This window comes from Flavitalea antarctica (genome assembly GCF_054461535.1).
This window is the reverse complement of record NZ_JBTLQG010000027.1, coordinates 67,525-92,815: the sequence shown is the minus strand read 5'-3', so window position 1 is coordinate 92,815 and position 25,291 is coordinate 67,525. Positions and strand designations below refer to the sequence as shown.

21 protein-coding genes and 1 tRNA gene are annotated in these 25,291 nt (G+C 42.6%); 5 read left to right on the top strand and 17 right to left on the bottom strand.

Annotation, left to right across the window (positions count from 1 at the left end):
• Nucleotides 1-107: 107 nt before the first annotated feature.
• The 4 genes from ACX0G7_RS20135 to mtaB form a co-directional block, all read right to left on the bottom strand.
• A tRNA-Val gene (locus tag ACX0G7_RS20135) sits at nucleotides 108-182 on the bottom strand.
• Nucleotides 183-539: 357 nt separating this feature from the next.
• Complete coding sequence (locus ACX0G7_RS20130; protein WP_458925319.1) at nucleotides 540-1,028, bottom strand: hypothetical protein; 489 nt, start codon at nucleotides 1,026-1,028, stop codon at nucleotides 540-542.
• A gap of 256 nt (nucleotides 1,029-1,284) precedes the next feature.
• A complete protein-coding gene (locus tag ACX0G7_RS20125; protein ID WP_458925318.1) occupies nucleotides 1,285-1,719 on the bottom strand; it encodes a DUF1810 domain-containing protein in 435 nt (144 codons plus the stop codon).
• A 104-nt stretch (nucleotides 1,720-1,823) separates the two neighbouring features.
• Nucleotides 1,824-3,098 (bottom strand): tRNA (N(6)-L-threonylcarbamoyladenosine(37)-C(2))-methylthiotransferase MtaB, encoded by a 1,275-nt coding sequence (gene mtaB, locus ACX0G7_RS20120; RefSeq protein ID WP_458925317.1) that lies wholly within the window; start codon nucleotides 3,096-3,098, stop codon nucleotides 1,824-1,826.
• 60 nt (nucleotides 3,099-3,158) lie between these two features.
• On the opposite strand from mtaB, the gene ACX0G7_RS20115 reads away from it, so the two are divergent.
• The 3 genes from ACX0G7_RS20115 (at nucleotide 3,159) to priA (ending at nucleotide 7,105) form a co-directional block, all read left to right on the top strand.
• Complete coding sequence (locus tag ACX0G7_RS20115) at nucleotides 3,159-3,698, top strand: DUF4258 domain-containing protein (protein ID WP_458925316.1); 540 nt, start codon at nucleotides 3,159-3,161, stop codon at nucleotides 3,696-3,698.
• A 101-nt stretch (nucleotides 3,699-3,799) separates the two neighbouring features.
• Nucleotides 3,800-4,585 (top strand): lysophospholipid acyltransferase family protein, encoded by a 786-nt coding sequence (locus tag ACX0G7_RS20110; RefSeq protein WP_458925315.1) that lies wholly within the window; start codon nucleotides 3,800-3,802, stop codon nucleotides 4,583-4,585.
• A gap of 81 nt (nucleotides 4,586-4,666) precedes the next feature.
• Nucleotides 4,667-7,105: a replication restart helicase PriA gene (gene priA, locus ACX0G7_RS20105; RefSeq protein WP_458925314.1), complete on the top strand. Its 2,439-nt coding sequence runs from the start codon at nucleotides 4,667-4,669 to the stop codon at nucleotides 7,103-7,105.
• Nucleotides 7,106-7,220: 115 nt separating this feature from the next.
• Here the strand turns inward: priA and ACX0G7_RS20100 are convergent, their stop codons facing one another.
• On the bottom strand, nucleotides 7,221-7,895 hold the full coding sequence (locus ACX0G7_RS20100; protein WP_458925313.1) for an NAD(P)H-binding protein: 675 nt from the start codon (nucleotides 7,893-7,895) through the stop codon (nucleotides 7,221-7,223).
• Nucleotides 7,896-8,022: 127 nt separating this feature from the next.
• Between ACX0G7_RS20100 and murB the strand changes: the two genes are divergently transcribed.
• Nucleotides 8,023-9,051 carry a UDP-N-acetylmuramate dehydrogenase gene (murB, locus tag ACX0G7_RS20095; protein WP_458925312.1) on the top strand — a complete coding sequence of 343 codons (1,029 nt, stop codon included), beginning with the start codon at nucleotides 8,023-8,025 and terminating at the stop codon, nucleotides 9,049-9,051.
• Nucleotides 9,052-9,056: 5 nt separating this feature from the next.
• Here the strand turns inward: murB and ACX0G7_RS20090 are convergent, their stop codons facing one another.
• From ACX0G7_RS20090 to ACX0G7_RS20040, 11 genes are all read right to left on the bottom strand, one after another.
• Entirely contained in the window at nucleotides 9,057-9,755 is a 699-nt protein-coding gene (locus tag ACX0G7_RS20090) for a hypothetical protein (RefSeq protein WP_458925311.1), read from the bottom strand.
• A 262-nt stretch (nucleotides 9,756-10,017) separates the two neighbouring features.
• On the bottom strand, nucleotides 10,018-11,547 hold the full coding sequence (locus ACX0G7_RS20085) for a MoxR family ATPase (protein WP_458925310.1): 1,530 nt from the start codon (nucleotides 11,545-11,547) through the stop codon (nucleotides 10,018-10,020).
• 205 nt (nucleotides 11,548-11,752) lie between these two features.
• Nucleotides 11,753-12,850 carry a vWA domain-containing protein gene (locus ACX0G7_RS20080; RefSeq protein ID WP_458925309.1) on the bottom strand — a complete coding sequence of 366 codons (1,098 nt, stop codon included), beginning with the start codon at nucleotides 12,848-12,850 and terminating at the stop codon, nucleotides 11,753-11,755.
• A gap of 682 nt (nucleotides 12,851-13,532) precedes the next feature.
• Entirely contained in the window at nucleotides 13,533-14,600 is a 1,068-nt protein-coding gene (locus ACX0G7_RS20075) for an aminotransferase class I/II-fold pyridoxal phosphate-dependent enzyme (protein WP_458925308.1), read from the bottom strand.
• Nucleotides 14,601-14,629: 29 nt separating this feature from the next.
• Entirely contained in the window at nucleotides 14,630-15,460 is an 831-nt protein-coding gene (locus tag ACX0G7_RS20070) for an amidohydrolase family protein (protein ID WP_458925307.1), read from the bottom strand.
• Between the two features lie 86 nt (nucleotides 15,461-15,546).
• The gene (locus ACX0G7_RS20065) at nucleotides 15,547-16,908 is read right to left on the bottom strand and encodes a dipeptidase (RefSeq protein ID WP_458925306.1); all 1,362 of its coding nucleotides are present in this window, start codon (nucleotides 16,906-16,908) and stop codon (nucleotides 15,547-15,549) included.
• A 47-nt stretch (nucleotides 16,909-16,955) separates the two neighbouring features.
• The gene (locus tag ACX0G7_RS20060) at nucleotides 16,956-17,306 is read right to left on the bottom strand and encodes a hypothetical protein (protein WP_458925305.1); all 351 of its coding nucleotides are present in this window, start codon (nucleotides 17,304-17,306) and stop codon (nucleotides 16,956-16,958) included.
• 50 nt (nucleotides 17,307-17,356) lie between these two features.
• Nucleotides 17,357-18,199: an OmpA family protein gene (locus ACX0G7_RS20055; RefSeq protein ID WP_458925323.1), complete on the bottom strand. Its 843-nt coding sequence runs from the start codon at nucleotides 18,197-18,199 to the stop codon at nucleotides 17,357-17,359.
• A gap of 419 nt (nucleotides 18,200-18,618) precedes the next feature.
• Entirely contained in the window at nucleotides 18,619-20,475 is a 1,857-nt protein-coding gene (locus ACX0G7_RS20050; protein WP_458925304.1) for a hypothetical protein, read from the bottom strand.
• Nucleotides 20,476-20,485: 10 nt separating this feature from the next.
• Nucleotides 20,486-21,799, bottom strand: a complete 1,314-nt coding sequence (locus ACX0G7_RS20045; RefSeq protein ID WP_458925303.1) for a hypothetical protein — start codon at nucleotides 21,797-21,799, stop codon at nucleotides 20,486-20,488.
• Nucleotides 21,800-21,802: 3 nt separating this feature from the next.
• Complete coding sequence (locus tag ACX0G7_RS20040; protein WP_458925302.1) at nucleotides 21,803-22,627, bottom strand: hypothetical protein; 825 nt, start codon at nucleotides 22,625-22,627, stop codon at nucleotides 21,803-21,805.
• 346 nt (nucleotides 22,628-22,973) lie between these two features.
• Here ACX0G7_RS20040 and ACX0G7_RS20035 point away from each other — a divergent pair, with 346 nt between their 5' ends.
• The gene (locus ACX0G7_RS20035) at nucleotides 22,974-24,350 is read left to right on the top strand and encodes a sigma 54-interacting transcriptional regulator (RefSeq protein ID WP_458925301.1); all 1,377 of its coding nucleotides are present in this window, start codon (nucleotides 22,974-22,976) and stop codon (nucleotides 24,348-24,350) included.
• Between the two features lie 116 nt (nucleotides 24,351-24,466).
• On the opposite strand, the gene ACX0G7_RS20030 is transcribed toward ACX0G7_RS20035, so the two are convergent.
• Nucleotides 24,467-25,066 carry a hypothetical protein gene (locus ACX0G7_RS20030; RefSeq protein WP_458925300.1) on the bottom strand — a complete coding sequence of 200 codons (600 nt, stop codon included), beginning with the start codon at nucleotides 25,064-25,066 and terminating at the stop codon, nucleotides 24,467-24,469.
• Nucleotides 25,067-25,291: the final 225 nt, after the last annotated feature.

The following is a 25,291-nucleotide window of genomic DNA, read 5'->3' as shown; positions in this document are numbered from 1 at the left end:
TGGGAGTTGACGGGTTCGAACCGCCGACCCTCCCGGTTGCAAACCGGGATGCACTGGACAATGGGATAAATGAAAAAGGTTTCAGTAAACTGAAACCTCTCAACCTGTGGGAGTTGACGGGTTCGAACCGCCGACCCTCTGCTTGTAAGGCAGATGCTCTGAACCAGCTGAGCTAAACTCCCTTTATCAATAGTTCTCTCTGTTTTGGGAGTGCAAAGATAGGGGAATGAATATTTTAGAACAATTTTTTTCCAATTTTTTTCTACAAGAAGTCAAATGCATTTTCGGACGGATCTTAAAGCTCCGGATCAACTCTTTAATAGCAAAAAGTTTCATTTTCCTGAAACCTTTTGCTTAGCAAAATTTAATTTATCAAGGTTACCACCAGAAGTCGGTCCAAATGATTAGAGAACTGTGTTGCAATCAAGTATTAGAGACCAGGCAGATCGGTACCTCATACCACATTGTAAAATGCGAGATTCGCATGTCAAAGTTTCGGCCTACCCTCAGAAATCATGAGCCATTTTCCGAAGTACATACTATTTCTTCCCGCTGGTCATCAACTGACCATAGGTAGGGATCTGTTGCATGATGGATGTCCGGATTGAGTTCAGCAGGTATACTTCAGCCTGGTAAAACTCGAAAGCGATCAATGCGTTGGTAGCGCTTTTTATCTTCTTATAATAAGACTCTAAACTCTTCTCCTGCTCTGCGCGGTTAATAAAATACGATTGTGCCAGTGAATCTGCTACAGCAGGATCCATGCGATTATAGGCATTCGCAGTTCTTTCATATAATGCCATCCTGTTTTTGGCGGTGACGCGGTTGGCCTGCTGGTATTCGTCGTAAATTTTCCAGAATGCGACAGAGTCTTTACCCTGGACCATCACCATCTTTGAAACTGCTTCTCTTTTCTTTACCCCTAAAAGATTGATTATTGCTTCGGCTTCCGCATCTGAGGTCTGAGCACAGATGGTATTTACTGAAAATAATGAAACCGCTATAAGTATTGTTGATCTTAATTTCATAGTAACATTTTACTGCAAATAGGACATTATTCCTGACAATAAGATGAAATCCGGACGTTTAACTGTTAAACGTAGAATCTGACAAAATGTACCGAAACGTTTACTGTATATGGCGGCTTAACTGACCTTTGCAGGCCGCTGAGAGTGGTGGATAGAACATCTGAATTTCCGGGTGTTCCGGGCAGGTTGCGATGTCGGACAGGCGATGTCGAATTATTTGGTACCGGATAGTTTTTTTGCAAAACTGCCTGGCGTGCTATTGCTTTTCCGAACTCAAAATCTGTATCGTTTTAGCATCGGGTTCGCCTTCAAAAAATTTATCAAGTACCTGTTGAAACACCGGATCAGTATCGGGCAAAGATGCAAACAAACTCATCGATGACCTTAACTTCATATCGTCAGGCACACCAAATATCATACGGGCATTATTTGATTTCTGCTTTAGCAACTCCCTGGATATTTCAATTAACCTCTTACCTAAAACAGGATGGCGAAGATATTCAGCAGCTTCGTCTGAATCTTTGATCGCATAGAATCTCGAGGTGTCAGTCAGGCCAAGACCTGCTATCTGTGGAAATATATACCACATCCAGTGACTTACCTTGCGGCCTTTTTTTACTTCAGAAAGCGCTAACTCATAGTCGCTTTTCTGCGCAGTTAAAAATCGTTGGAGATCTTTCTCTTTTGACATGGCCTTTGGATATAAGTTGTGCAAATCAAAATTTGTACCCTAGTGTGGCGTAAGCGGAAATGAGCATTCAGATCTTGTAGTTGACAATTCGCAGGGGTGATCAATCAGATCTTCCAGTCGACGAGTTCATTGACCCATTCCGGTTTGCGCGGAGCAGTAATCTTGATATAATTATCCGTGTATCCTTCCATCATAGCATGATTGCTGTGTTTCTCAAACAGCACTTTTCTTGTTTCACCGGCATGCAATGATGTGAAGTATTGCATCTTCATATATGATAGGTTCCGCAGTGTTTTGTTGCGCTCATTTCTTACGTTGATATCAACCACGGGTTCTATTTCAAGGGCCCGGGTATTAGCTCTTTCAGAATAAGTAAATACATGCAGATAGGATACATCAAGTGAATGTAGAAATTCAAACGTATCCTTAAAATCCTCATCGGTTTCCCCAGGGAAGCCAACAATTACATCAACGCCGATAGCGCAATGAGGCATCAGTTTTTTAATAAGGCTCACGCGATCTGCATAGAGTTCGCGCTGATAACGACGTCGCATCAGTCCAAGAATTTTGTTGCTGCCACTTTGTAATGGAATATGGAAATGAGGCATGAACTTATCGCTGTTCGCGACATACTCTATTATTTCGTTGGTCAGGAGATTTGGTTCGATAGAGGAGATCCGGTAACGTGCAATTCCATCCACCTTATCAAGCGCCCGCACCAGATCGTAAAAGTTTTCAGCCTGCTTTTTATTACCATCGGGACCCTTCCCGAAATCCCCAAGGTTCACCCCTGTCAGCACCACTTCCTTAACGCCTGTTCTGGCTAATTCGCGGACATTGTTAACTACGTTCGCAACCAGATCGCTACGGCTTTTTCCCCTGGCCATCGGGATGGTACAGAAAGAACAGGTATAATCACACCCGTCCTGGACTTTTAAAAAAGTCCTGGTTCGGTCGTTTTTTGAAAAAGATGGATTGAACCCGCTTACCTCGGATATATCACAACTACAGATCTTAGCGGTATCCGATTTTGCGAGTTCTCTGAGATGCTGGCCGATATTAAACTTTTCAGCCGCCCCGAGCACCAGGTCAACCCCCGGAATTGAGGCAATTTCTTTGGGTTTAAGCTGGGCGTAACAACCGGTGATCACTACAAAACTTTCGGGAGATTTCCGCTGTATTTTGCGGACAAGATAACGACACTCCTTATCTGCATTTTCGGTAACCGAACACGTGTTGATCACATACACATCTGCCTTTTCTGTAAAATCCCTTTTTTCGAAACCTTCGTTCTCGAGCAACCTCGACAGGGAGGAGGTTTCCGAGAAATTGAGCTTACAACCAAGTGTGTGAAATGCCACTGTCCTTTTTGCCGTCATACGGCCGCGAAGGTAATATTTATTCAAAACAATACATATCTTGAACTTTATCCTGAGATTATGAGACAGCGGCGTTTGCCAATTTTTCTGGTTGTTTTCATTGCTATCCTGGTAATGGTCATTTCGAGGCTCTACTGCAAAGGAACCTACCAGCCGGAAAATCAAGAGGAAAAAAAGCAGCAGGAAACATCTTCCCGGAATAATACGGTTTCGAACGAGAAGGCGGAGCCTGAGCCGGCCGGGGGAAAACAGGGTGATGACAGGGTCACAGCACCGTCAGGCGAAAGGCGGGGCAGACGGGATAATAAGGTTGAGCCTGTATTCAACCGTAATCTTTCCAAAATTGTCTACTCAAAACATGCCCGGTGTCGTATGGATTGCCGCCGGATCGATGAATCAGAAGTCCTTGAAATACGCGGCGAAGGAAAAATTAATTATGCGAAAAGTGAGCTTGATTCAAATCGCGATCCAAAATTTGCACTGGAAGGCGTCACCCACGACAAGCAACATGTGCGGATCGTTTTTGCCCAAACCTCCCATGCTCATGTGGTGGTCACCTGTATAGACCTGGATACCGACTGGGCATGCCGTTGTAACTAGGTATATTTTGTCGTTTTGCCATGTAAAGAAAACTGCCCGGGCCTAAACGATTATATTTACTATTCATAACTCAAATTATCTTTTTCAACTGCGTTTATTCATTGGTAAGATCTGTGATAAAAATAGCCCGGTTCATTTATGCGATCTATGTTTTGATTGTATTCATTCTGACAATGTTCCTGATCTTGCCGTTCGTGGTCATTGCTTCATTTTTTGGAAGGATAAAAGGGGGTAATGCCATATACCGGCTGTGCAACTTCTGGGCTGATCTCTGGTTCTTTTTTATCGGGATCCGTCACAAAAATTATTATGAATCGCCGCATGACAAACACAAACCTTACATTTTTGTAGCGAACCACCTGTCATATATAGACGCGCCGATCATCTGCAAAACACTCCGGCAGCAGGTAAGGATCCTTGCCAAATATGAAACTTCGAAGATCCCGTTTTTCGGATTTATCTATCGCAATGCTGTAGTAACCGTTGATCGTTCCAGTACGGAAGCACGATCAAAGAGTGTGAGGATACTCAAGTCTGTATTAAAAAAGGGAATATCAATATTTATATTTCCGGAAGGGACTTTTAATGAAACCGGCGAGCCTTTAAAGTCTTTTTTTGATGGTGCTTTCAGGGTGGCCATCGAAATGCAGACACCCATCAAACCTTTGCTGTTCCTTGATGGATACGACCGGATGCCTTATGAAAGTGCGCTGCTGATTTCACCTGGAAGATCGAGGTCCGTATTTCTTGAAGAAATTCCTACTAAGGGGCTCACACCCGCGGATCTGAGCTTTTTGAAAGAAAAAGTGTATGCCATCATGGAGCAAAAGCTTATAGAGTATAAAGCCTCATGGATCAAGGTTGAAAACCTTTCGCACAAAGGTTAAATACTGTTCAGCTAAAAGAATTCGATCGTAAATTGCCGGCTGACCAATTCAAGCCTTCGCCGGCAGTGGTCTTACCAAAACATGTTTGCAGAAATCATCATACCATTGGCCCTGCCAAAAAATTATACCTGGTCCGTACCCCCAGAACTTGAGCAACAGGTATTGCCCGGCTGCAGGGTTGAGGTTGTGCTTGGAAAGAATAAAAAATATGCGGGGGTTGTCAGGCGGGTTCATCATGATACACCCTCGTTTGAGATCAAGGACCTGTTGAATGTGCTGGATGCCGAGCCCATTGTTTTTGCTGAACAATTACAGCTGTGGGAATGGATCGCGCGTTACTATATGTGTAGTGAAGGTGAAGTAATGGCGGCTGCATTACCTGCGCACTTTAAGCTAAGCAGCGAAAGTATTCTTGTATTTAATGAAGAACATGGTGAAGATTTTTCGATGCTCGAGCAGGATGAGTTTGTGGTAGCTGAAGTATTGCACGTCAAAAAAGAACTCAGGATCACCGAAGTTCAGCAATTGCTGGAATCGCCCAAGGTTTATCCCATCATCAAAAAGCTCATCGAGAAAAAGGTCTGTTTTGTGTGGGAATCGCTGAAGGAGACTTATTCACCCAAAAAGGAAACTTATGTTATCCTTCATTCAGTGTATGATTCAGAGGATAAACTTGCCGACCTGCTGAACAACTGGTCGAGGGCGCCCAAACAAATGGAGTTGTTGCTTGCCTATCTGCATCTGCAAAGAACGGAGGGAGAGGTTACAAAATCCGGCTTATTAAAAAAAAGCAATGCTTCTGACGCCCAGTTAAAAGGGCTGATAGAAAAGAACATCCTTTGGATAGAAAAACGGCATATCGATCGGATCCGGTACCTGCCCAGGGATATTCAGATCGATTTTCAGCTGACCCCTAAGCAGGAAACTTCGCTGGCCGACATTACCAGTTCATTCGGCGAAAAATCTGTTTGCCTTTTGCATGGGGTTACTTCGAGTGGGAAAACCCTGGTCTACATCAAATTGATTGAGCAATATATCAGGCAGGGGAAACAGGTGCTGTTCCTGCTGCCGGAGATCGCACTAACGTCGCAGATCATCCGGAGACTACAGAAACATTTTGGAGGCTTTATTGGGATCTATCATAGTAAGTTCAGCCAGAACGAAAGGGTGGAGATCTGGAACAAGGTAAAGAACAGTGAGCTTAAGGTGGTGCTGGCGGCGCGTTCCGGCTTGTTCCTGCCATTCACAGATCTCGGGTTGGTGATTGTTGACGAAGAGCATGACGGTTCTTACAAGCAACAGGATCCGGCACCAAGATATAATGCCCGTGATGCCGCCATTTTCTATGCCTCCCTGTTTAAGGCAAAGGTGTTGTTGGGCAGTGCGACGCCTTCGGTAGAAAGTTATTTCAATGCCAAATCGGGTAAATACGGTTTTTCGGTTCTGGATGAACGTTATGGTGGTGTTCGGTTACCCGAGATAGAACTGATAGATCTGAAAAAACAGTTCAAGGTTGGCAATGAAAAGATCATGGTGAGTCAGCCAATGCAGGCTGCGATAGAAGATTCCATAGAAAGAGGCAAACAGGTCATACTGTTCCAGAACCGTCGTGGCTATTCGCCTTACCAGGTGTGTAAACTTTGTGGAACCATCCCGCATTGCCGATACTGCGATGTGAGCCTGAGTTTTCATAAAAACACGAACAAATTACACTGCCATTACTGTGGTACGGTTTATCCGCTCGTGCATCGTTGTGAAGCCTGTGGGGGTGACCAGTTTATGCAACAGAATTTTGGAACGGAGAAAATTGAGGAGAAGCTGGAAGAGTTGATACCAAAGGCACGCATTGCCAGGATGGACATTGATAGCGTTCGCGGCAAGATGGCGCATGATAACCTGATCCAACAATTTGAGCAGCACAGGATCGATGTACTGATAGGAACCCAGATGGTTGTGAAGGGCCTCGATTTCGAAAATGTGAACCTGGTAGGTATACTTGATGCGGACAGTTTATTAAGCTTTGCGGATTTCAGGGTGAATGAAAGGGCCTTTCAGCTGATGGAGCAGGTTAGTGGACGTGCAGGGAGGAAAGATGGTGAAGGTAAGGTGATGATACAGGTAGCGCAGACCGGGCATCCTGTGTTGGCTTATGTGGCGGCTCATGATTACGATCTTTTTTACCAGAATGAGATACAAAGCCGTAAACAATTTTTTTACCCGCCTTTTGCACGCATCATTCAACTTACCATGAAGCACCGGTCAAAGGATGTGGTTGCAGCAGCTGCAAAGATTTTTGCCGCGGCTTTAAAAGATGAATTCGGTTCTTATATGATTGGGCCGGCAGAACCGGTTGTGAACCGTGTAAGAAATCAATACCTGATGGAGCTTCTTTTCAAACTTCCCAAGGACACGGCCTTGAATAACCGTTGCAAAGCAGCTATTCATGAGCAGGTTGCTATTATGCACAATGATAAAAATTACAAAAACGTCGTGATTATTGCAGATGTAGATGCGGTTTGATCCGCTCCCGTGAAACGAGGATATGACAAAGGATGGTTGTCTGGGCCGTACAGGTACGGGTACGGTCCTGCGGCGTCAAAAACAAGATACCTGCTTGTATGCATTTGACTGGAAACTAAGTTTGATGAGCCATAGCCTCGATCTCATCGTAGAGATACACATTGACCCCTGTTTTATCTGATTTAGCGGCGTTGATCATAGCCCGGGCAACATCTGTCCCTTGCACTGCCCTGTATTTTCTCATTTTTCCACCAAGCACAAACGAAAACACAGGCATCAACACCTGGGCGATCTTTTCAGTTATCCGGAATTCGTTCCTTTCTCCGATTAATAAAGACGGTTGAAAAATATGTAAGGCCGGATAATTCAATTTTCTCAGCGCCGTTTCCGTTTCTCCTTTCAGTTTCAGATAAAAATTCCCGGAATTGGGATTGGCACCGACCGCCGAAACCAACAGGAATTTGCTAAATCCGTATTTAAGACCTGCCTTCGCGGAATTCACAGGTATATCGTAGTCAACTTTGCGATAAGCAGTCTTATCACCCTTCACTTTTGACTGCGTGGTTCCCACGCAGCAGAAAATACAATCTCCGCGGCCAATTTGCTGATCGAGATCAGCCGGATCATCGAAATTGACAAGCTTTACCTCTATTTTCGATTCATGGAAAAGAATGGGTCGGCGAACCAGCAATCTTACGCGGGTAAAGGCGGGATCAGCAATAAGTTGTTTAACCAGAAGGTCCCCGATCATCCCAGTGGCACCAATAACGACTGCAGTTTGTCCGGTCATAATTTTTTATTTTTGTATAGCAGCATCTGCTAATTGACGATGTTTGCCGGACCTCAGCCGATGTTCAATTCAATCAGTGGATTCAGCTAACGAACTGGCTGGGTGCAGGTACAAACAATAAAACTCTATGCAAGTTCACGAAAATTACCCACTGCGGGATCTAAATACCTTCGGCATTGCTGAAACTGCGCGATATTTTGCCACTTTCAGGGATGAGTTCGAATTGGAGGAACTGCTGGGCCGCTATAAAAAACTCACCGGGGTGTCAAAGTTCCCACCGATGATACTCGGGGGAGGTTCCAACATTCTACTTACCGGGAAGGTAAACCGAATGGTGCTTAAAAACGAGGTCAGGGGGATTGACATTATCAAGGAAGATACGAACCATGTTTATGTCAAAGTGGGGGCGGGGGAAAACTGGCATCGCTTTGTATTATTCTGTCTCGAAAATAACCTGGGCGGAGCAGAAAATCTTTCACTGATCCCGGGCAATGTTGGTGCTTCGCCCATGCAGAACATTGGTGCCTATGGAGCGGAACTCAGGGAGATCTTTGACGAATTGGAAGCCTTCGATCTTCAATCGGGCAAGGCATATATGTTTTCGGTGAATGATTGTGAATTTGGCTATCGTGAAAGCATATTCAAAAGGAAGTTCAGGGATCGGTTCGTAATCCTGAACGTAACCTTCCGAATGAATAAGAAACATGAATACAGGATCTCGTACGGAGCGATATCACAGGAGCTGGAAAGAATGCGCGTGAGAGATCTTTCTATCCATGCCATTTCACAGGCGGTGATTAACATCCGAACTTCTAAGTTGCCTGATCCAAGGGTAATAGGAAATGCAGGTAGTTTCTTCAAAAATCCAACGGTAAGTAAGGCCGTGTACGAAAAACTGGGGGCGAAGTTCCCGGACATTGTTGCCTATCCGCTGGAAGATTCTTCGATGAAACTTGCTGCCGGCTGGCTGATAGAACAATGCGGATGGAAAGGGTACCGAAAAGGAGACGCAGGTTGTCACACGCAGCAGGCGCTGGTGTTGGTAAATTATGGAAATGCGCGTGGCGCGGAAATAAATGCTTTAGGTATTGAGATCGCACACTCTGTAAAGAAGAAGTTTGGTGTGCAGCTTGAACGGGAAGTGAATCTTATTTGACATGCTCACTTATTCAGTTCCTGGAACAAGGTCACCAATGACTCTTCGTTTTTCAACCTGAGGTCGTTTGTCAATTTCATAATTTTATCCGCATATTCAGGCATTGCCTTCATCAAAAAGTTCCTGTCTTTTTTGATCCTGATGATGGTGTTGTCGGGAAGGGCAGCATATAATTGAGAATCTTCTGTATAAGTTCTTTTGCTTGCAAGATTAAACTCTCTGAATCCAATAATCGTCTTATACCGGTGTTTCAGCAATGCAATTTTTCCATCAACAAGCAATTCATAAAAAGTAGCCCTTGTGTTTCCAGCTATCGGCGGGAAATTACTTCTGAACACAACACCCAGCGTATTGTTTTCTGTATGCTGCAGATAAAAAGTCCTGACACTATCTACAAATTCAAGCGCCATACCATCACGTTTAAATAACAACCTGTTATTAAACAAATCGAATTGCAGATACACATCATTGCTCATTTTACCATCATTGAAAACTACACGGCCGGAAGCGAATTCATCATTGAGAAAGGGACTCCCTTCAATATCCATGCTTGGGGAACGCGGCAGTGGTTTCCCTGACAGATCACGTAAATAAACCAGGGTATGCTTTCCTGGTCCGTTCAGAACGGATAGAGGTGTCGCTTCCTGGGCAGAGCCGGAACCAGCAAAAAGGACGCAGGTTGATAAGAAGGCGATTTTTAACATGGTGCGTAATTTGACGACTTCACATCCAACTGATTTGAGTAGCCGCGAGTTATATCCAATTTACAAATTCTGCATCGATTTTCACATCTGGCCATGACGTTATATCATATACTCAATATCCAAGACCAAAGTGCGCACAATAAAAAAACCCCGGTAATTCCGGGGTTTACTGTGAAATACTGGTACAACTTTAAGATTAGCGTTGTTCGCGGTCTTATGCAACCGTAAGATTGATCACCCGCAGATTATTAGATAATGTTTGTTAATTAAAATCATCATTTTCGAAATCGTCATCAGCCTGGCTGGTACCACTGCTCATATTCAGCATAGATCCCATCAGGTCCTTAAACTCGATCTTGTTATCAACAATTTTTTTACTGATCAACGAATAAGAGGCGAGACCATGTAGTACAAACTCCATGAGTAAAGCAGCTTCTTTTTCATTTGCTGTTTTATAGTATTTCTTAACCAGTGAATGCAGGCCATCGACCTTGTAAAGCTGCTGGATCTTTTCCTGGTCCTTCGTATTCAAAAACAGGTTTAGCGCATTGCCCTTATCAAACCAGTTCTGAACAGGTTTGTAGGGATTTTCTTCCTGCGGCAGTTTAGGATTCCTTTTTTTCTTGAACGTATCAGGATTCGGAAAATAAGCTGCAAACTGGGTGCGCATAGCTTTATCCAGCAGGTTTGTTGCCACCTGGTACGGGCCTTCCTGTTCACCTTCGTAAACCAGCTCGATTTTACCGGTGATGGATGGTATTATACCAGACAGATCACTGATCCAGATCTGCGTTTCTTTTTCGTTATTAATAATGGCACGGCGTTCAGCTGCACTCACCGCATTTTCGTAAGCTGAGATACTGAGGCGTGCAGAAACACCACTTTTCTTATCAACATATTCACTTCCGCGGGCCTCGAAAGAAATCTGCTCGATGGTACGTTTGATGAGATCGCTGATCTTAACTTTTGATGACTGAGCCTCGGGGATGTCAGCTTCCTGCTCTGTAATGCTTAAAGCCGTATCAATCGTTTTTGGATAGTGGGTCAAAATCTGGCTCTCGATCCGATCCTTGAGTGGTGTTACGATGGAACCCCGGTTCGTGTAGTCTTCCGGGTTAGCCGTAAAGACAAAAATGATATCCAGTGGCATACGAAGCTTGAAGCCCCGAATCTGAACATCACCTTCTTCCAGGATATTAAACAAAGCAACCTGGATACGAGCCTGCAGATCCGGGATCTCGTTGATAACAAATATGCCACGGTTACTACGGGGGATAATGCCATAATGGATAACCCTTTCATCACCGAAATTCAGCTTCAGGTTTGCCGCTTTGATGGGATCAATATCGCCGATCAGGTCAGCAACACTTACATCCGGAGTCGCCAGTTTTTCACCGTAACGTTCTGAATGGTGCAGCCAGTTGATTGGAGTGGCATCACCTTTTTCTGCGATAAGATCTTTCGCGTAACGGCTGATGGGATTGAAAGGGTCATCATTGATATCACTGCCCTCGATCACCGGTACATACTCATCCAGCAGCATGGTCATCTGCCTGGCCATACGCGTTTTCGCCTGGCCGCGGAGGCCAAGAAACAGGATATTGTGTTTGGATAGGAGTGCACGTTCAACATCAGGTATTACCGTTTCTTCATAGCCGATAATATTGCTGAAAGTTTCTTCCTTTGCCTGTAATTTTTTAATGAGGTTGTCGCGGATTTCTTCCTTAACTGATTTTGGTTTGTAGCCTTGTTTCTTCAGTTCGCCTAATGTCCTTATTTTCTTAATATCCATTGTTGGTTTTTTATTTGGCAGCTTCAGCATCTGCTTAGCTATAGTACGCTTTTAATATTTTGTAAGATCCGGTGGTTGCTCTTTCAGGCAACATAGTCGGTTCACTAATCCATGAATACCCTTATACGATCTGTGCTAAACCGGTAAGTACAGGTCCAGGTATTTATAGCTTAGGGGGCAAGGCTGTTGACGAAAACTGACCTGTTTAATAAACCGTTTTACGTTTGCCGTTCTCGAAATCTTTGAAGATGAATGAACCGAGCCTGTCCAGTGAAGCAAAAAAGGCTTTACCATTATTTGTTTCGGTAAATTCGGTAACAAACCGCTGCAGGTATGGATCCGTGGCGATCATAAAAGTAGTAATCGGTATTTTAAGTTTTTTACATTGTGCAGCAAGGTTGAGACAGCGGTTGGTGATTTTCCTGTCTAAGCCGAAACTGTTCTTGTAATACTTCTTGCCAATCTTAAGGCAGGTAGGCTTACCATCGGTGATCATAAAAATCTGTTTGTTTGGATTTTTACGACGACGAAGCAGATCCAGGGCAAGTTCCAGTCCGGCTACAGTATTTGTATGATAAGGACCGACTTCCAGGTATGGCAGGTCCTTGATTTCTACCGGCCAGGCATCATTGCCAAAAACCACGATATCGATGGTATCTTTCGGATACTTGGTGGTGATCAGTTCGCTCAGCGCCATTGCCACTTTTTTGGCCGGTGTGATCCTGTCTTCCCCATACAAAATCATCGAATGAGAGATATCAATCATCAGCACCGTCGAGGTCTGTGCCTTGAAATCGGTTTCCCGGATGGCCAGGTCATCTTCACTCATCATGAAACTATCAATACCATGGTTGATCTGTGCATTCAGGATAGAAGTCGTAAAATCGATCTGCTCAAGGGTGTCCCCAAACTGGAAAGGTTTGGTTTCAGGATTGATCTCATCCCCCTGGCCAGGTTTGAAGCTATGGTGGTCGCCGGCTTTGGTCTTTTTTAGTTTGCCGAAAATTTCTTCAAGCGAACGTTTTCTGATGCCCTGTTCAGTTTTCGGGGTGATCTTGATCTGCCCGGTCTCTGTGTTATCCTTTAGATAACCTTTTTCCTTCAGTTCATCGATGAAGTCGCCCATGCCATATTCGTCGTTGGTAAGATTGTATTCCTTATCCAGCTGGTTCATCCAGTTCATCGCTTCGCTCACATCTCCGTTGGTATAACTGAGCAATTGCATGAAAAGATCCAGCAGTTCTTCGAATTTGCTTTTGCCTCCTTCACCCGGTTTAAATTTTGAAAAGTTGTAGCCAATCACGCGCAAAAGTTTTAGTGAATCAATTATCTCAATTTAAGCAATATTTGCCAACGGATTAATTACAAATAAATCACCTGATTGTTGTGGGGAAGATTCCGTGCCTGAGTTCTGGCGCGGATTGAGACAATCCCATTTACTTCAATTTTACGAGGCCCATGATTGGCCAGAGAAAACATATGTTTTCCCGGATAAGCAACTGAACGTTTGACCTCTTAGGGGAATCAACTGATGAATCTTCGAAGATAAAGAAGGAGCCGGCTATTTTGACGAGCACATAAATCAGTCGCAGGATAGGATCATAGGCCGTTTTCTAAATGAACGTCCTGAATCGGTAAAGTAAACCGCTAATGTCTTTTTCAGGATTAGGTTCGGTATTCATGATTAACCATCGCGATTATCTCCAACATGCAGAAATTCATGGTCTCTACTCGTCATAAGTTTAACAAAGGCGCTGAAACATTGTCGATTAATTTATTACATATGGATATAAATATTAATGGAAGCAGATATTAATGTGAAGTGGGATGCAGTTTTCTGATCAATTGAAATATGCACAAATATAGGCGGAGTGCGAATTTGAGGAGATGGCCCATGATTGGCTCCAAAATTGGTGGCATAGAGGGGTATGGGAGGAAATCGCATTCTTCGCAAAACAGGCTGCAAAGATTATGTGTATCGGTATTCAGAACATTCTTTGACAAGATTTTTTTAGATAACAGCCTAATCGCCTTAGGTCATTTTCTGAGTGATCCGACCGCACTATAACCGAAATAACCGGATGTGGTTCTAAATGCGGTGATGTTAAGGCAGTTCTTACTCCGTATGCAATTAACTTTTCATGAAGTGCTGTAATCTTTTCGCCGTTTGATTGGTTTATGTTTTGGACGGGAAAAATCCCCCCATTTGCACTCACACCAAATCCCGTCAACTCATTTCTAAATAATAGGACATTTTTCCATAATCTGTTTCTTTTCTGGTCACCCAGACTGTCGTTAATCATAAGCGCATTCAATGCTGCATTGAGATGTGCAGCACTGACGGGACTTGAATGTATCCTGGTTTCGCTGTATTTCTTAAAAGTTTGAATAAAGTCTACAGATCCGCTCATTACTGCCATTGGAACACCGAAGCCTTTGGCAAGCGAATTAATGGTAACGACGTTAGGGTCCTGGAGATTCAACCATTTCAATATCCCCCCACCTCCCTTGCCATATGGACAAGTGTTGTTTATTCGTTTTCCAAGAATTCCAAATGACTGCGAATCATCTAATATTGTTTTCCCTCCAAATGGCCTCAAAATTTCCAGGTAATCTTTAACCGGAGCAGGTTTTCCACATTGAGGGCACCAACCATCCGTGAGTATAACAGGAATTGAATTTGTCGGAAGGCAAGATTTTATTAATTGGCCAAGATGAAATATATCAAAATGCCTAAATGATCTCACCGGGATCTTTTTAACGATTAATCTTTCAATCCCATACTTCGAAACAGGATAAATTTTTTCATCTATAAAAACTACTATTCGTTTGGTGCCCAGGAAACCATACAGATCCCAATAAAGATGCAAAGTTGAAGGTGAGGTGATTCCGCTACTAAGACCTTGCATTAGCGCTACCTTTGCTGTAATTTGTTTGCTTTGTTCAAATTCATAGAGAGCCGAAGGAGCGCCTGAAGTAAGTTGTTTCCATCCGGGCAGCTCAGCACTGCTATGTTTCATTCCCAGATATAAAGAGGAAGTAAAATCAATCATACCTGATTTATTTTATCATCTAAGGACACTTAGACGGCCAACCATGGATCGCGATATTCATTACTCAATATGGAATCTGTTCTTCGATATCGGGGAATTTTTTGGTCTAAATGTTTATATTCTTTATTTCTCACCCTGGTGGTCATTCGCAGAAAATTTCCCGAAAGCATCTTTTCAAGCTCGGCCTTATTGTTTGTCAGTGCAAAGATCTTCTCCAGCTCTACCCGAGGGTGTAACCAGGGGCCATCGGTACCGAATAGAATTTTCTCGGACCCGGCCCTCTTAAATGCCATTTCGAGCAAATCAAATCTTCTGACGCCTGAAGTATCAGTAAAAACATTTCTATGCCTTTCCAACATGGGAATAAAAGCGATTTGTGCACGCCAGTCATCAGCAAAACTCGAAAGATGTGGTATAATAAAATTCACATCGGGATATTCGGTAGCAAGTAACTCAATCATAGAAACTTCACCCATCACATCATATAAAACAGGCAGATAAAAATATTTAGCGGTTTCGCATATTTCTCTTGAGATCCGCGCATCATGTCGGTGCACTTTGATGCCGCAAAATCCATATTCGGTAACAGCCTTCTTCACAAGTTCAAACACCCTCCCCCTGTCACTCACGGCATTTATAAAAGCAAAACCATAAAACTTTTCCGGATTGGAATTTACAATAGACGCGACTTCTGCGTTCGCGATTGAATAATCAGAATGAAAAGCCGCGAATAAATTCGTCTTAGAGATACCGGCATTCTTTGACCATCCTAAAAATTTTCTTAACGACGCACGTGTGTCCCAAGGGCCCGTAAAGCCATCGCCTTTGCCGGCATGACAGTGTGCATCAATAATAAACATAGCTGAATGATTTAAGGATCCCGATTTTCGTAGTTCTTGAAATGACAATATTTCCTTTCCAGCTAACTTCGGCCTCATAAAATATCTTATGACAGTGATTCTCGCGGATGAAAGGTAGGTGGATCCAGGCACCTTATTATCTTTATAAATTCAATAACTGTTTTTACTCCCCTAAAAAAGTTTGGCAAATAAAACCGTTCATTTGGGGCATGGATATTATCGCTGGCCAGCGCAAAACCCATTAAAATGACAGGCGCTTTAAGAATACTGCTCATATATTCCACAGCTGGTATCGTACCCCCTGATTTAATTAGCCTCGGCTTTACGTGGAATACAGATTCGTATGCTTTAGAAGCCGCCCCCAGTAAATAAGAATTCGTACTCTTGAAGTCTACTGGATTTGCCTGTGAACTATACTTCACATACGCCCAAACATCCTTAGGAATAAATCTTTCAATATGCCGGTTAAGTAGTGCTTCAATTCTTCCCGGGTTTTGATTTCTCACTAATCTGAAATTAAGTTTTGCTGATGCGCTCGAGGGAATGACATTTTTTACACCTTCACCTCCATATCCTCCAGAAATGCCTGTAACAGATAAGGAAGGCCTGATTGTTGTCCTTTCATACATTGTGTAATTGGCTTCACCCCATGAAACCGGGATTGCTGCGTCTTTCAAGATATCCTCGTCCGAAGGTCCATTCATTTTCATGAACATTCTTTCTTTTTTGCCTACCTGAACAACATCATCATAAAAGCCTTCTATGGCTATTGAGTTATTGTCATAATGTAAAGAACTAAGAAAATTACTTAAAACGATTGCTGCATTTGGAACGCACCCGCCAAACGTGCCGGAATGCAGATCTTTTCCCGAAGTTTTGATAGTAATTTCTGCATTTAATGCACCACGCAAGGAATAAGTGATAGCAGGTATGTCTTTGGAAATCATTTTTGTATCGGATACCATCACAGCGTCACAATGTAATATTTGCTGATTTGCAATTATAAAATTCTTTAAACCTTTGCTGCCAATTTCTTCCGCGCCTTCAATTAAAAACTTTACGTTTACAGGTAATGATCCTTTTTTCTTCAAAAGATGTTCAACTGCTTTTATGTGTATGAATAATTGACCTTTATCATCAGATGACCCTCTCCCATATATATGCGCGCCTTTAACTTCAGCCTTGAAGGGCTGTGTGTCCCATTTGGCCAAGGGATCCACCGGCTGCACGTCGTAATGACCGTAAAATAAAATTGTAGGGAATGAGGGATGTACGTTATATGTTGCAAACACTACAGGATGAGCCATTGTTTTGTAGACAGCTGCATGTTGCATTCCAATAGATTGAAGATGTTTCGCCAGCCACACAGCACATGCCCTCATGTTCTCTTGTTGGTTGCGGCTACTGCTGATAGTGGAAAAAGCAATGAAGTCAGATAACTCATTCATTATATTTTTCACATCCAGCATGTATAGTATTATTAGGCATTTGTATTTTACCTTGGTCTTTGTACATATTTTCTTCTATTTTGTGGGGAAGGCGCATTCTCGATATGTCTTTTCTTTTGGTCTTCAATATATACTGCTATATCATTGACCGGGGGCGGTGGTGGTGGCGGTCCGTCAGCCGGACCCAATAATTTTGCTATAATTTTAGCAGTTGCTATAAGCGGTTTTGCCTGATTGTATTTCTTTTTAGCAAAATCCTTCAGCCTGTTGAATAATCCGCCTAGTTCATATAATTCTGCCTCAGTTAATTCCCAGCCCAATTCATTGACCATGTTGCTCGTTTCGGCTTCCTTGGTTTCATATTCGCTGAATATTTCATCCATTATTGTTCTTTGCATTTTTTTAGATTTTGTTGAAAAGGATTCTGATTAAACACTGTCACTTTTGATTATACGACTATCACTTTCTTCAGACATATTTCTACCCGGCGATTATCGGCCGGGTTACTTGATACGGGCCTCGTTTCCCCTTTTGAATTGATTCTGAAAAATACTTTGTGCAGGTACCCTGGTCGCAATAATTCCAGTTGTTTAAACAATTCATTTATTACAGCAACCGACCGCCGTCTTCCAAGCTTTAGGTTGTTTGGCTTGCTTCCACTTGAATCTGTATGTCCAGTAGAGATAACTCCATTTATCTGGGCTCTAACTATCTTCTTAGCTAATAGTTGTATACGTACAATATGCGACGGATTTAGGACATCTTTATTGATTTCAAAATGAGGAAGTACATCACAAAGGCTATGTGTACACCCACAGGCGTTGCATGCAGCCGTTCCTGGTGAAGATATTGGCTGTGACGCATTAATATTTTGCGAGGTTATTGGCTGTGACGGATTAGTAATTCGTGGAGCTATGCGCTGCGCTGGGCTGGAATTCCGTTTACTGCTGTTTGTGACCTGTATTGGTACAGTTACCTGCTGAGGGCCTCTTGTCGTTGTAGAGCTTCGCACTTTGTTCTGAATTTTTGATCTTCCACTCCTTTTAGCTAAAATTCTCCGAAGCTTATTTAACAATATTATGGTTAGGCGTCCATCTGGCTGAAGGCCCAGCTTTTTTTGCAAATATTTTATAGCCTGCAAGGTGCGTTGTTCCATTTTTCCTGAAACCGGCAGGTTGGCTTTCAATATCTTGTTCAACGAATGCTGAACCCATTTTATCAATAGGGGGTTCAGGGTAGGCTGAGTTAACGAGTTCTTGTTTTGTCCCACCGGCTTCACGCTCGCAGGCATTCCTTTTTGTTGTATTGTTTCATATATCATGATACAAGGTTTTTACCTTTTGCGGTAACTGAATGAATCATTTGAAATTACTTATACATTCATAGAAGTTGCAATTCAATTTCGTTGTGACGGCTTTTCAATCAGATATCCGTTTGACGAATGAACAGTAGGGTAACATATGAACTGGGGTTATTAAATTCAACTTAGTTATCCAGTGGAATCACTTTTGCAGCAGTTCGTTTACCTGTAGGGTATAGCTGTATCACCTTTGCACCGTGTTTGGTTTGTTCGCGCCAATTTTCTAAAGCAGTGTCATTGAACTGTTTATTATTGGGTCTTGATGCATGTAATAATACATGTAAGCAGCGGGTTATTATCTTAGGAATAAGCATAACATAGATTTTATAGTTGAAAGGGTGATCAGGACTTCATGCCCGATTTCTTGATCTGTTTTCTAATAGCAGCCTTCGTGAAAGGAGATAGGAGGGTTGCGTTGCAAAATGTTCAACCAGCTGCACACTTTCTGCCGTTACAGCATTTAATTCAACACCTGTCACCGCACGGTAAGCATGTATATAACGTTGGATGCTATTACGGAATTCCTGGGCCCAGTTTGCCGCATTCTGACGGTCAAGGTTTACATCACTCCAGTTTCCATAACGAATCGATAACAGTATTAGCTCTCCATGTACCGCCAATTCATAAAAATATACGATGCTCGTAGTTCCCCATCCCTGTATATCGCGCATCGTATCCACCCGGTCCATCCAGGGCTCTTGGTAGGGAACCATAACACGACCTCCTAAAAATTCACGCATTTCGGGACGGGCAAGAATATATTGCTGCATCAACATTTCCTGGCGGGCAGTCCAGGTAAGATTACCATAAGCATTGTGGTTCCCCTCGGCAAGTAATAGATGCACTTCCTTCAATGCGTTGAGTATAGGGAAAGCATCGGCAATACGCGTAGTGTCGTCAGACTCCTTAAAATAAATGGTACAAATGTTTAGCAGGTTGTGAAATGCTCCCAAAAATGGTACCCGTGTATCTACACCAACAAATCTTGGTACTGCCTGGCCGGTAAGTTTTAATCCATATTCATGATCATATTCAACAACCCTTCTCGGAATTGATAAACGGTGTTGTTCATCCTGTATATAACCCCACAATATGTGGCTCAGAGGGCGAAGTGGATCGGTATTGAACCTTACCAAAGGATCACGATATTTAGAACCCTGTACGTTTTGAAAGCGCAAAGTAATTACATTGAGTGCCTGTACAAGCATACCTTGTTCCATCCAATAGCTCCAGATAAGCTCTACCATAAAGGGATTGAATACCCTTTCTTCTTCACGTTCCTCACAATCATTTAAAAATCTTGTTAAATTGGTATTATTCGCCAGGGTCAATTGATCATTAATTCGCTTGATTATAAAATCGTAATAAGGCAATTTGCCGGAACTACCAACATAACCTTTCATCTCGAAAGCTGAAATGCCGAACTTGAATAACATAAAGAATTCAGTACCGAACTTTACCAGATTATATTCATCGGTTTTGACAAAAGGGGTCCTTTTTTTCATCAGGTCTCTTTCATTTCTATATCCGGCCTTGGGCGCACAGATGATGTCATCAATAAATTCTGAATACTGATCGAAATTTAGAAAATGCGCTTTGATTGCCTTCCAGAGTTTCTGATCATCGGAATCTCCGGTGTCGGCCCGGGTAAGCCTTACGCTGGTAATGGGCGTAGTAATTCCTGCGACGGGTTTTTGCAATGCTACTTCGCCTAAACTATTATTGATTTCAGCAGGAAGAGGACTAACTAAAGTCAAGGTAGTTCCACTTTTGACAAATAATTCATTTGCCGGTGGACTTATAAAAAGATTCAGGATTGCATTTGATTGTGATCTCGAAGTGTCACTGTACATGACAAAGATTTCATTATTTCCGTCGGAAAAGTCTGATAGTGAAATACCTGTTTGATAAATTCTTTTCGAACTGGTAGTTTGCACCAAATCTAATTTGTATCCATTAATTGGTTTTGATGATCCTGGTGTTATGATAGCATAAAAATTGGGATCAGCATTTGTTTTTACACCACTAGCCGTCCTATAAAAGATCTCTGGCAGTTCATTCTCGTCTTCACCTACTCCCAGGTCAAGGGTTAGGTCTACCGTTGCGTTATTGACAGAAGTATTACATGTGATTTCATAGAAATAGTCCTTGAATCTGGAATCAGCATGTTTATATTCCGGGGGATTGATGGTTATATTCTGGCTCATATTGTATTTTTTAAACGGTAATCAAATTTTTTATCTCGTGAATGATCTTTTTGGATTCTTTCTTTGTCCTGTTTTCAGAACGCAGGAAAGCCCAGTGGGTAAGCCATCTAGAAAGTAACTTGCTTTCGGTCATAGCTGAAATGCTTGCATCTGCATGTGCCTGCCCAATTACTGCAAAGACAAGGGATGGGGGAGCAGCATTCATTGCATCCGGTGCGAAACGCCAGGTATTATATAAGAATTGCAGACTGGCAGGTTGCCGGACTTTGTAGGGAAATATGTCGGCCAACTTGTTGCCATTTAAATTAGGTGGCCGAAGAGTAATGATCATGTTTACAAAGTCAGGCATGCATATTTCCAGTTCCCTGATAATCGCTTTGCTTCTGTTATCAAGTGCTTCTACCGGGTACATGCTATTCCAGAGTCTGTCAAAACGTCTCCATTGCTCGTGTGGATAAAGTGCATCTCCAAACGCAAGACTCAACTTAACCCTGATCCATGGAAAAGGATGCGGATCGTCTAATTGTATTCTGAACATGAAGTACCGGGGTAGGCTTACTACGCTCATTAAACCGATTGTAGCCCCGATACCCAGGTGCGCCATTGCCCAGAAGTCTGCAATAATTTCTGATATCCAGCGATAATACAATTCCCAGGCAAGTAAATTTCTTCGCAGGCTCTGCTTTATCCTTATTTCCTTTCTGATTACACCAATAAGATCTAAGAGTGCTGCTCCCTGGTGGCCTACCTCATGTATGAGGGATGAGGCAATACCACAGCCCACCATTCTTTCTCTGGGCACCTGGATCACTGCAACTGGATTAAGTTTCCCCCCCGGCAATCTTGTCCTGGCTCGTCGGATCGCCGCACCATGTCCTCGTTCCAGATAACAAATCACCGGAGGGGATTGGTAATAGTTTCCTCTTAGGCTAAGTGTATCTTCGGCGAGTGCATCCAGGCCAGCTACCCAAACGCCAGTTTCGTGTTCAGCGCGCTGTGAGGTGACATCTGCAAAAATATCCAACTCATCCAGCAGGGCATTAAACCGTAGTTTAAGTAATGCAAATCGTTTTTGCGCCTCCTCTGAAGAGATATGATAACCTGACGGATCTCTAACCCAGAAGACAAAATCACGGACACTTTTTTTCAGCTCTTTGTTACCAACAATTATCAGGTCAGTAACGGCTTTTAACGCATCATCAGAAATATTAGCCGCTACAACCATTGGCATTGTGAGTGCAAACGGCTTAATCATTTCAAGTCTGCTCAAAAGCGACAGTGCCTCATTTACAATGAAGTGTGTTGCAAATAAACTACGTGCCATTTGTTATTGCAGATTAAGAATAATTTGATTGCCCTGCCTGTACCATGTACCAGATGATGTACCTGATGATTGATCCTGTTGCGCCGAACCATTCCATGCACCACCGTAGTTATAGCCACCTCCATTGGAAGGATAAGGTCTTGGCCTAGGTATTCTTCTCAATAAACCGGGTGCATACCTACGTGCAGAAGAAATCACGGCACTTCTTACCGTAGAGCGTGGTCTGGACCTAAACGCTGGGTTGCGTGACGCAGTTCTCACTGCATGATTAGCAAAGCGTACATAAGCCCTTGCCATCTCAAATTCTTTGTCTTCATTGCTTAGTCCCTCGAGTTCTAACTCAAAAAGATTACCTGCGAGCGAACCTAGCTTTCCACCAATGGCGCCTCCAAGAGGTCCCCCTACAAAAGTGCCTAGTGCACGACCGGCAAAGGGTAAAGCTTTTTTGGCTGCTGATTTTAGAAACCCACCGATTGCTCGTCCCGCAGAGGATTTTGCGAAACTTTTTACGGCTCCAGCTGCACGTCTCACAAGTTTACCCAGGAACTGTTCCATTTCGGCTTCGTTACTCACAGAAAGTAGTTCAGTAGCGAGTTCCGTTTCAAATGCTTCTTGTGAGATTTCATTCATTTCGTACGATTCATGACTAGTTTCCTGGCCATATTCACCTGGCAGCTCTCCGGTCTCCTGCAATTCCTGCAAGAATTCATCTTCAAATTCCTGACCGTATTCCCCTGTTATTTCATAACTCTCAGGATTTAATTCATAACCACCTTCCTGGTTATATTCATAGTTGGCTTCACCAACTGTGCGATCGATATTGTGCATAATAAATTTTTTAAATGATGAATAAATAAACGCCGGCAGTACTAAAGAAGCGAATAGTATGCCACCAGCTTTTTCGTATACTTTGAAGGCTTTATGCGAATAATTTTTCATTCAGTGACGAAAGAATACTTTTTACACGAAATAATTTTCGTGTTTAGTAACGTCTCTATAAAGACTATTATCTAATGTCTTATCAATAAAATATATTTCCATTTTTGAGTTCTTATTTGTATTTTGTACGTCCCATACCCAGGCATGTATTCGCAAATCGAGCTAACTGGTACTCCTCTCCAAAAAAACAACAAGGAACTTCATTAATTTTTTTGATGCTTCAATCCTTTTCTCTGTGCAAAGGAAAACTGAACATACGGCGGTTTGGCTGCAAGATTTGTCAGAGAATAAAATGTTCAATGATAAATTATCGAAGACTTTTACAAAAAATAATCTCTTATTAGAAAAATGGCATCATAAACTTGCATTCCCATTAGGGATAATTGTAATTGACGGGTACCATAATTATGAAGCGCTTATATCACTACTAAATATACAGCTGAAGAATAAATGTGAAAGGGTCATTGTAATTAATTCATCTCCAGATGCCCTTAACAGAGATGAAGTTATTAAGATCTTAAACTACGGGGCAGAGTATTATTTCGAACTATTGTCTCTAACTGAAAACTTTGAAAATCTAATTGAAAAAATTTTGCGTTGGAGGAATATTGAGAGCATCCTGCAGTCATCACTCGTAAGAAGAAGCATCGTTGGCGAGAGCAGTCTCCTTAAGAAGATGCTGCGTGGCATCATTGAAGTTGCGGTATATTCTTCTGCTTCGGTTTTAATCCTTGGCGAGAGAGGCACAGGGAAAGAGCTTTTTGCAAAGCTTATTCATGAAATTGATAATTCCAGAAACAAAGAAGATTTTGTTCTGGTTGACTGCACGACCATAAAAAAAGAACTTTCCGGCAGCGAATTTTTTGGTCATGAAAAAGGTTCTTTCACCGGGGCAGATTACACCCGGGAGGGTGCCTTTGCACTCGCTAACAATGGAACGTTGTTTTTAGATGAAGTAGGAGAGTTGCCCCTCACAATGCAAGCTGAGTTATTGCGTATTATACAGGAGGGGACCTATAAAAAGATCGGGAGCAATTTATGGAAGCAAACGAATTTCAGACTTGTATGTGCCACTAACCGGAACCTTGAACTGGAGACGGAGACAGGTAATTTCCGAAAAGATCTTTATGATAGAATTTCATTGTGGAAATGTTATACACCATCCTTAAATGAAAGAAAAGAAGACATTCCGCTACTTGCCGAATATTTTTTCAAAAAAAATATTCCTGAGCCGGACTTAATTATTGATGAAGGCATTATTAATTACCTTAAGGAAAGAAATTATCCTGGCAATGTTCGTGAGTTGCAAAATCTAATTAAACGAATTTGCCTGCGATATGTTGGTAAAGGACCCATTACCATGGGCGATATATCTGAATATGACCGCATCAACTTTACTTCATTTAGAAAAAATTGGTATGAGGATTCCAATCTTGCTGAATTAATTGCCGAGGCACTAAACGAAGGATATGATGCAAAAAGCATTGTAGACACCATTAAATCGCTTACTACTAAAATTGCGTTGTCACTAACTGGTAGTAATAAAGAAGTGTCACAATTGCTTGGTAAAAGCGAAAGATGGATACAATTGCAGAAAGCAAAGGAAAAATGATTTCAGAACAACACCCAATTCTCTAAACTGATTTCCAGTCTAAACTTAGGTCGGACAACAGCCAGGTCAATCCACATACTGGCAAAGTAATCTAAAATGGATAGTACAGGCGTTAACTACCAAGATTTTGCCTTGTTGTCATTACCTGCATACTCTATAATCACAATTTCTGTCAGCGGAAGGTAAATATTACGGTCTATGAGGGCGGGTGTTGTTTCCGCTGTGCCCAGCATTCCATATAACATGGCTGCGACCTGGTTTGCGGGAATATTGCCTTTCTTTTCACATTCCTTTGCCTGGTTGGCGATCAATACCGGGAGCTTGATCACCTTATTCTTTAATCCATGGTCACCGCCCAACACTGCCCAGTTGATCTTTATGCCTTTGCCAAGTTTAGCCATTATCTTGTCCTGCACGTTTTCAGGAAGGTTTGACTGGAAGCGGATCGTATCCAGGCGTTTTGAGGCGGAATCAAGGATAAATGATACAACGGCATACTGCACAACGCATTTATCGGGGGCCTTAATAAACGGCATCATAATTTGTGATACCTGGTTTTGAAGGCGCGAAATCTCTGCATCCTGTTTTTCATTGCCGGGTCCACTAAAACTGCTAAGCATAAAAACGATTGCCAGCATTATAATCATAAACGGGAAGGTCCAGGGATGATTCGGCACCCGGGGGAAAGCTGTTTTAGAAGGATATATTGCAAGCATGATTGACAAGTTTTAGAAGTGTATATATGTTTAGTCGCATTTCTGATAGTATGAGGAAACAACGGGTTTCGGGCCTCAGACTTCGTTTCTACATGTCAAACATACTATTGATCCATGCGGTAGCCATAGGTTAAAACACCCCTTATTTTAGCGTCGTTTCCACGAATCCAAACATGTTAGCGGCGTTCCATAAATGCAAAATCCCCGGCGGATGGCCGGGGATTT

What these genes read in the sequence shown, in the direction of transcription:
- ACX0G7_RS20130 (WP_458925319.1), bottom strand. Translation starts at nt 1,028, where the DNA reads ATGAAATTAAGATCAACAATACTTATAGCGGTTTCATTATTTTCAGTA.
- ACX0G7_RS20125 (WP_458925318.1), bottom strand. Translation starts at nt 1,719, where the DNA reads ATGTCAAAAGAGAAAGATCTCCAACGATTTTTAACTGCGCAGAAAAGC.
- mtaB (WP_458925317.1), bottom strand. Translation starts at nt 3,098, where the DNA reads ATGACGGCAAAAAGGACAGTGGCATTTCACACACTTGGTTGTAAGCTC.
- ACX0G7_RS20115 (WP_458925316.1), top strand. Translation starts at nt 3,159, where the DNA reads ATGAGACAGCGGCGTTTGCCAATTTTTCTGGTTGTTTTCATTGCTATC.
- priA (WP_458925314.1), top strand. Translation starts at nt 4,667, where the DNA reads ATGTTTGCAGAAATCATCATACCATTGGCCCTGCCAAAAAATTATACC.
- ACX0G7_RS20100 (WP_458925313.1), bottom strand. Translation starts at nt 7,895, where the DNA reads ATGACCGGACAAACTGCAGTCGTTATTGGTGCCACTGGGATGATCGGG.
- murB (WP_458925312.1), top strand. Translation starts at nt 8,023, where the DNA reads ATGCAAGTTCACGAAAATTACCCACTGCGGGATCTAAATACCTTCGGC.
- ACX0G7_RS20090 (WP_458925311.1), bottom strand. Translation starts at nt 9,755, where the DNA reads ATGTTAAAAATCGCCTTCTTATCAACCTGCGTCCTTTTTGCTGGTTCC.
- ACX0G7_RS20085 (WP_458925310.1), bottom strand. Translation starts at nt 11,547, where the DNA reads ATGGATATTAAGAAAATAAGGACATTAGGCGAACTGAAGAAACAAGGC.
- ACX0G7_RS20075 (WP_458925308.1), bottom strand. Translation starts at nt 14,600, where the DNA reads ATGATTGATTTTACTTCCTCTTTATATCTGGGAATGAAACATAGCAGT.
- ACX0G7_RS20070 (WP_458925307.1), bottom strand. Translation starts at nt 15,460, where the DNA reads ATGTTTATTATTGATGCACACTGTCATGCCGGCAAAGGCGATGGCTTT.
- ACX0G7_RS20065 (WP_458925306.1), bottom strand. Translation starts at nt 16,908, where the DNA reads ATGAATGAGTTATCTGACTTCATTGCTTTTTCCACTATCAGCAGTAGC.
- ACX0G7_RS20060 (WP_458925305.1), bottom strand. Translation starts at nt 17,306, where the DNA reads ATGCAAAGAACAATAATGGATGAAATATTCAGCGAATATGAAACCAAG.
- ACX0G7_RS20055 (WP_458925323.1), bottom strand. Translation starts at nt 18,199, where the DNA reads ATGCCTGCGAGCGTGAAGCCGGTGGGACAAAACAAGAACTCGTTAACT.
- ACX0G7_RS20050 (WP_458925304.1), bottom strand. Translation starts at nt 20,475, where the DNA reads ATGAGCCAGAATATAACCATCAATCCCCCGGAATATAAACATGCTGAT.
- ACX0G7_RS20045 (WP_458925303.1), bottom strand. Translation starts at nt 21,799, where the DNA reads ATGGCACGTAGTTTATTTGCAACACACTTCATTGTAAATGAGGCACTG.
- ACX0G7_RS20040 (WP_458925302.1), bottom strand. Translation starts at nt 22,627, where the DNA reads ATGCACAATATCGATCGCACAGTTGGTGAAGCCAACTATGAATATAAC.
- ACX0G7_RS20030 (WP_458925300.1), bottom strand. Translation starts at nt 25,066, where the DNA reads ATGCTTGCAATATATCCTTCTAAAACAGCTTTCCCCCGGGTGCCGAAT.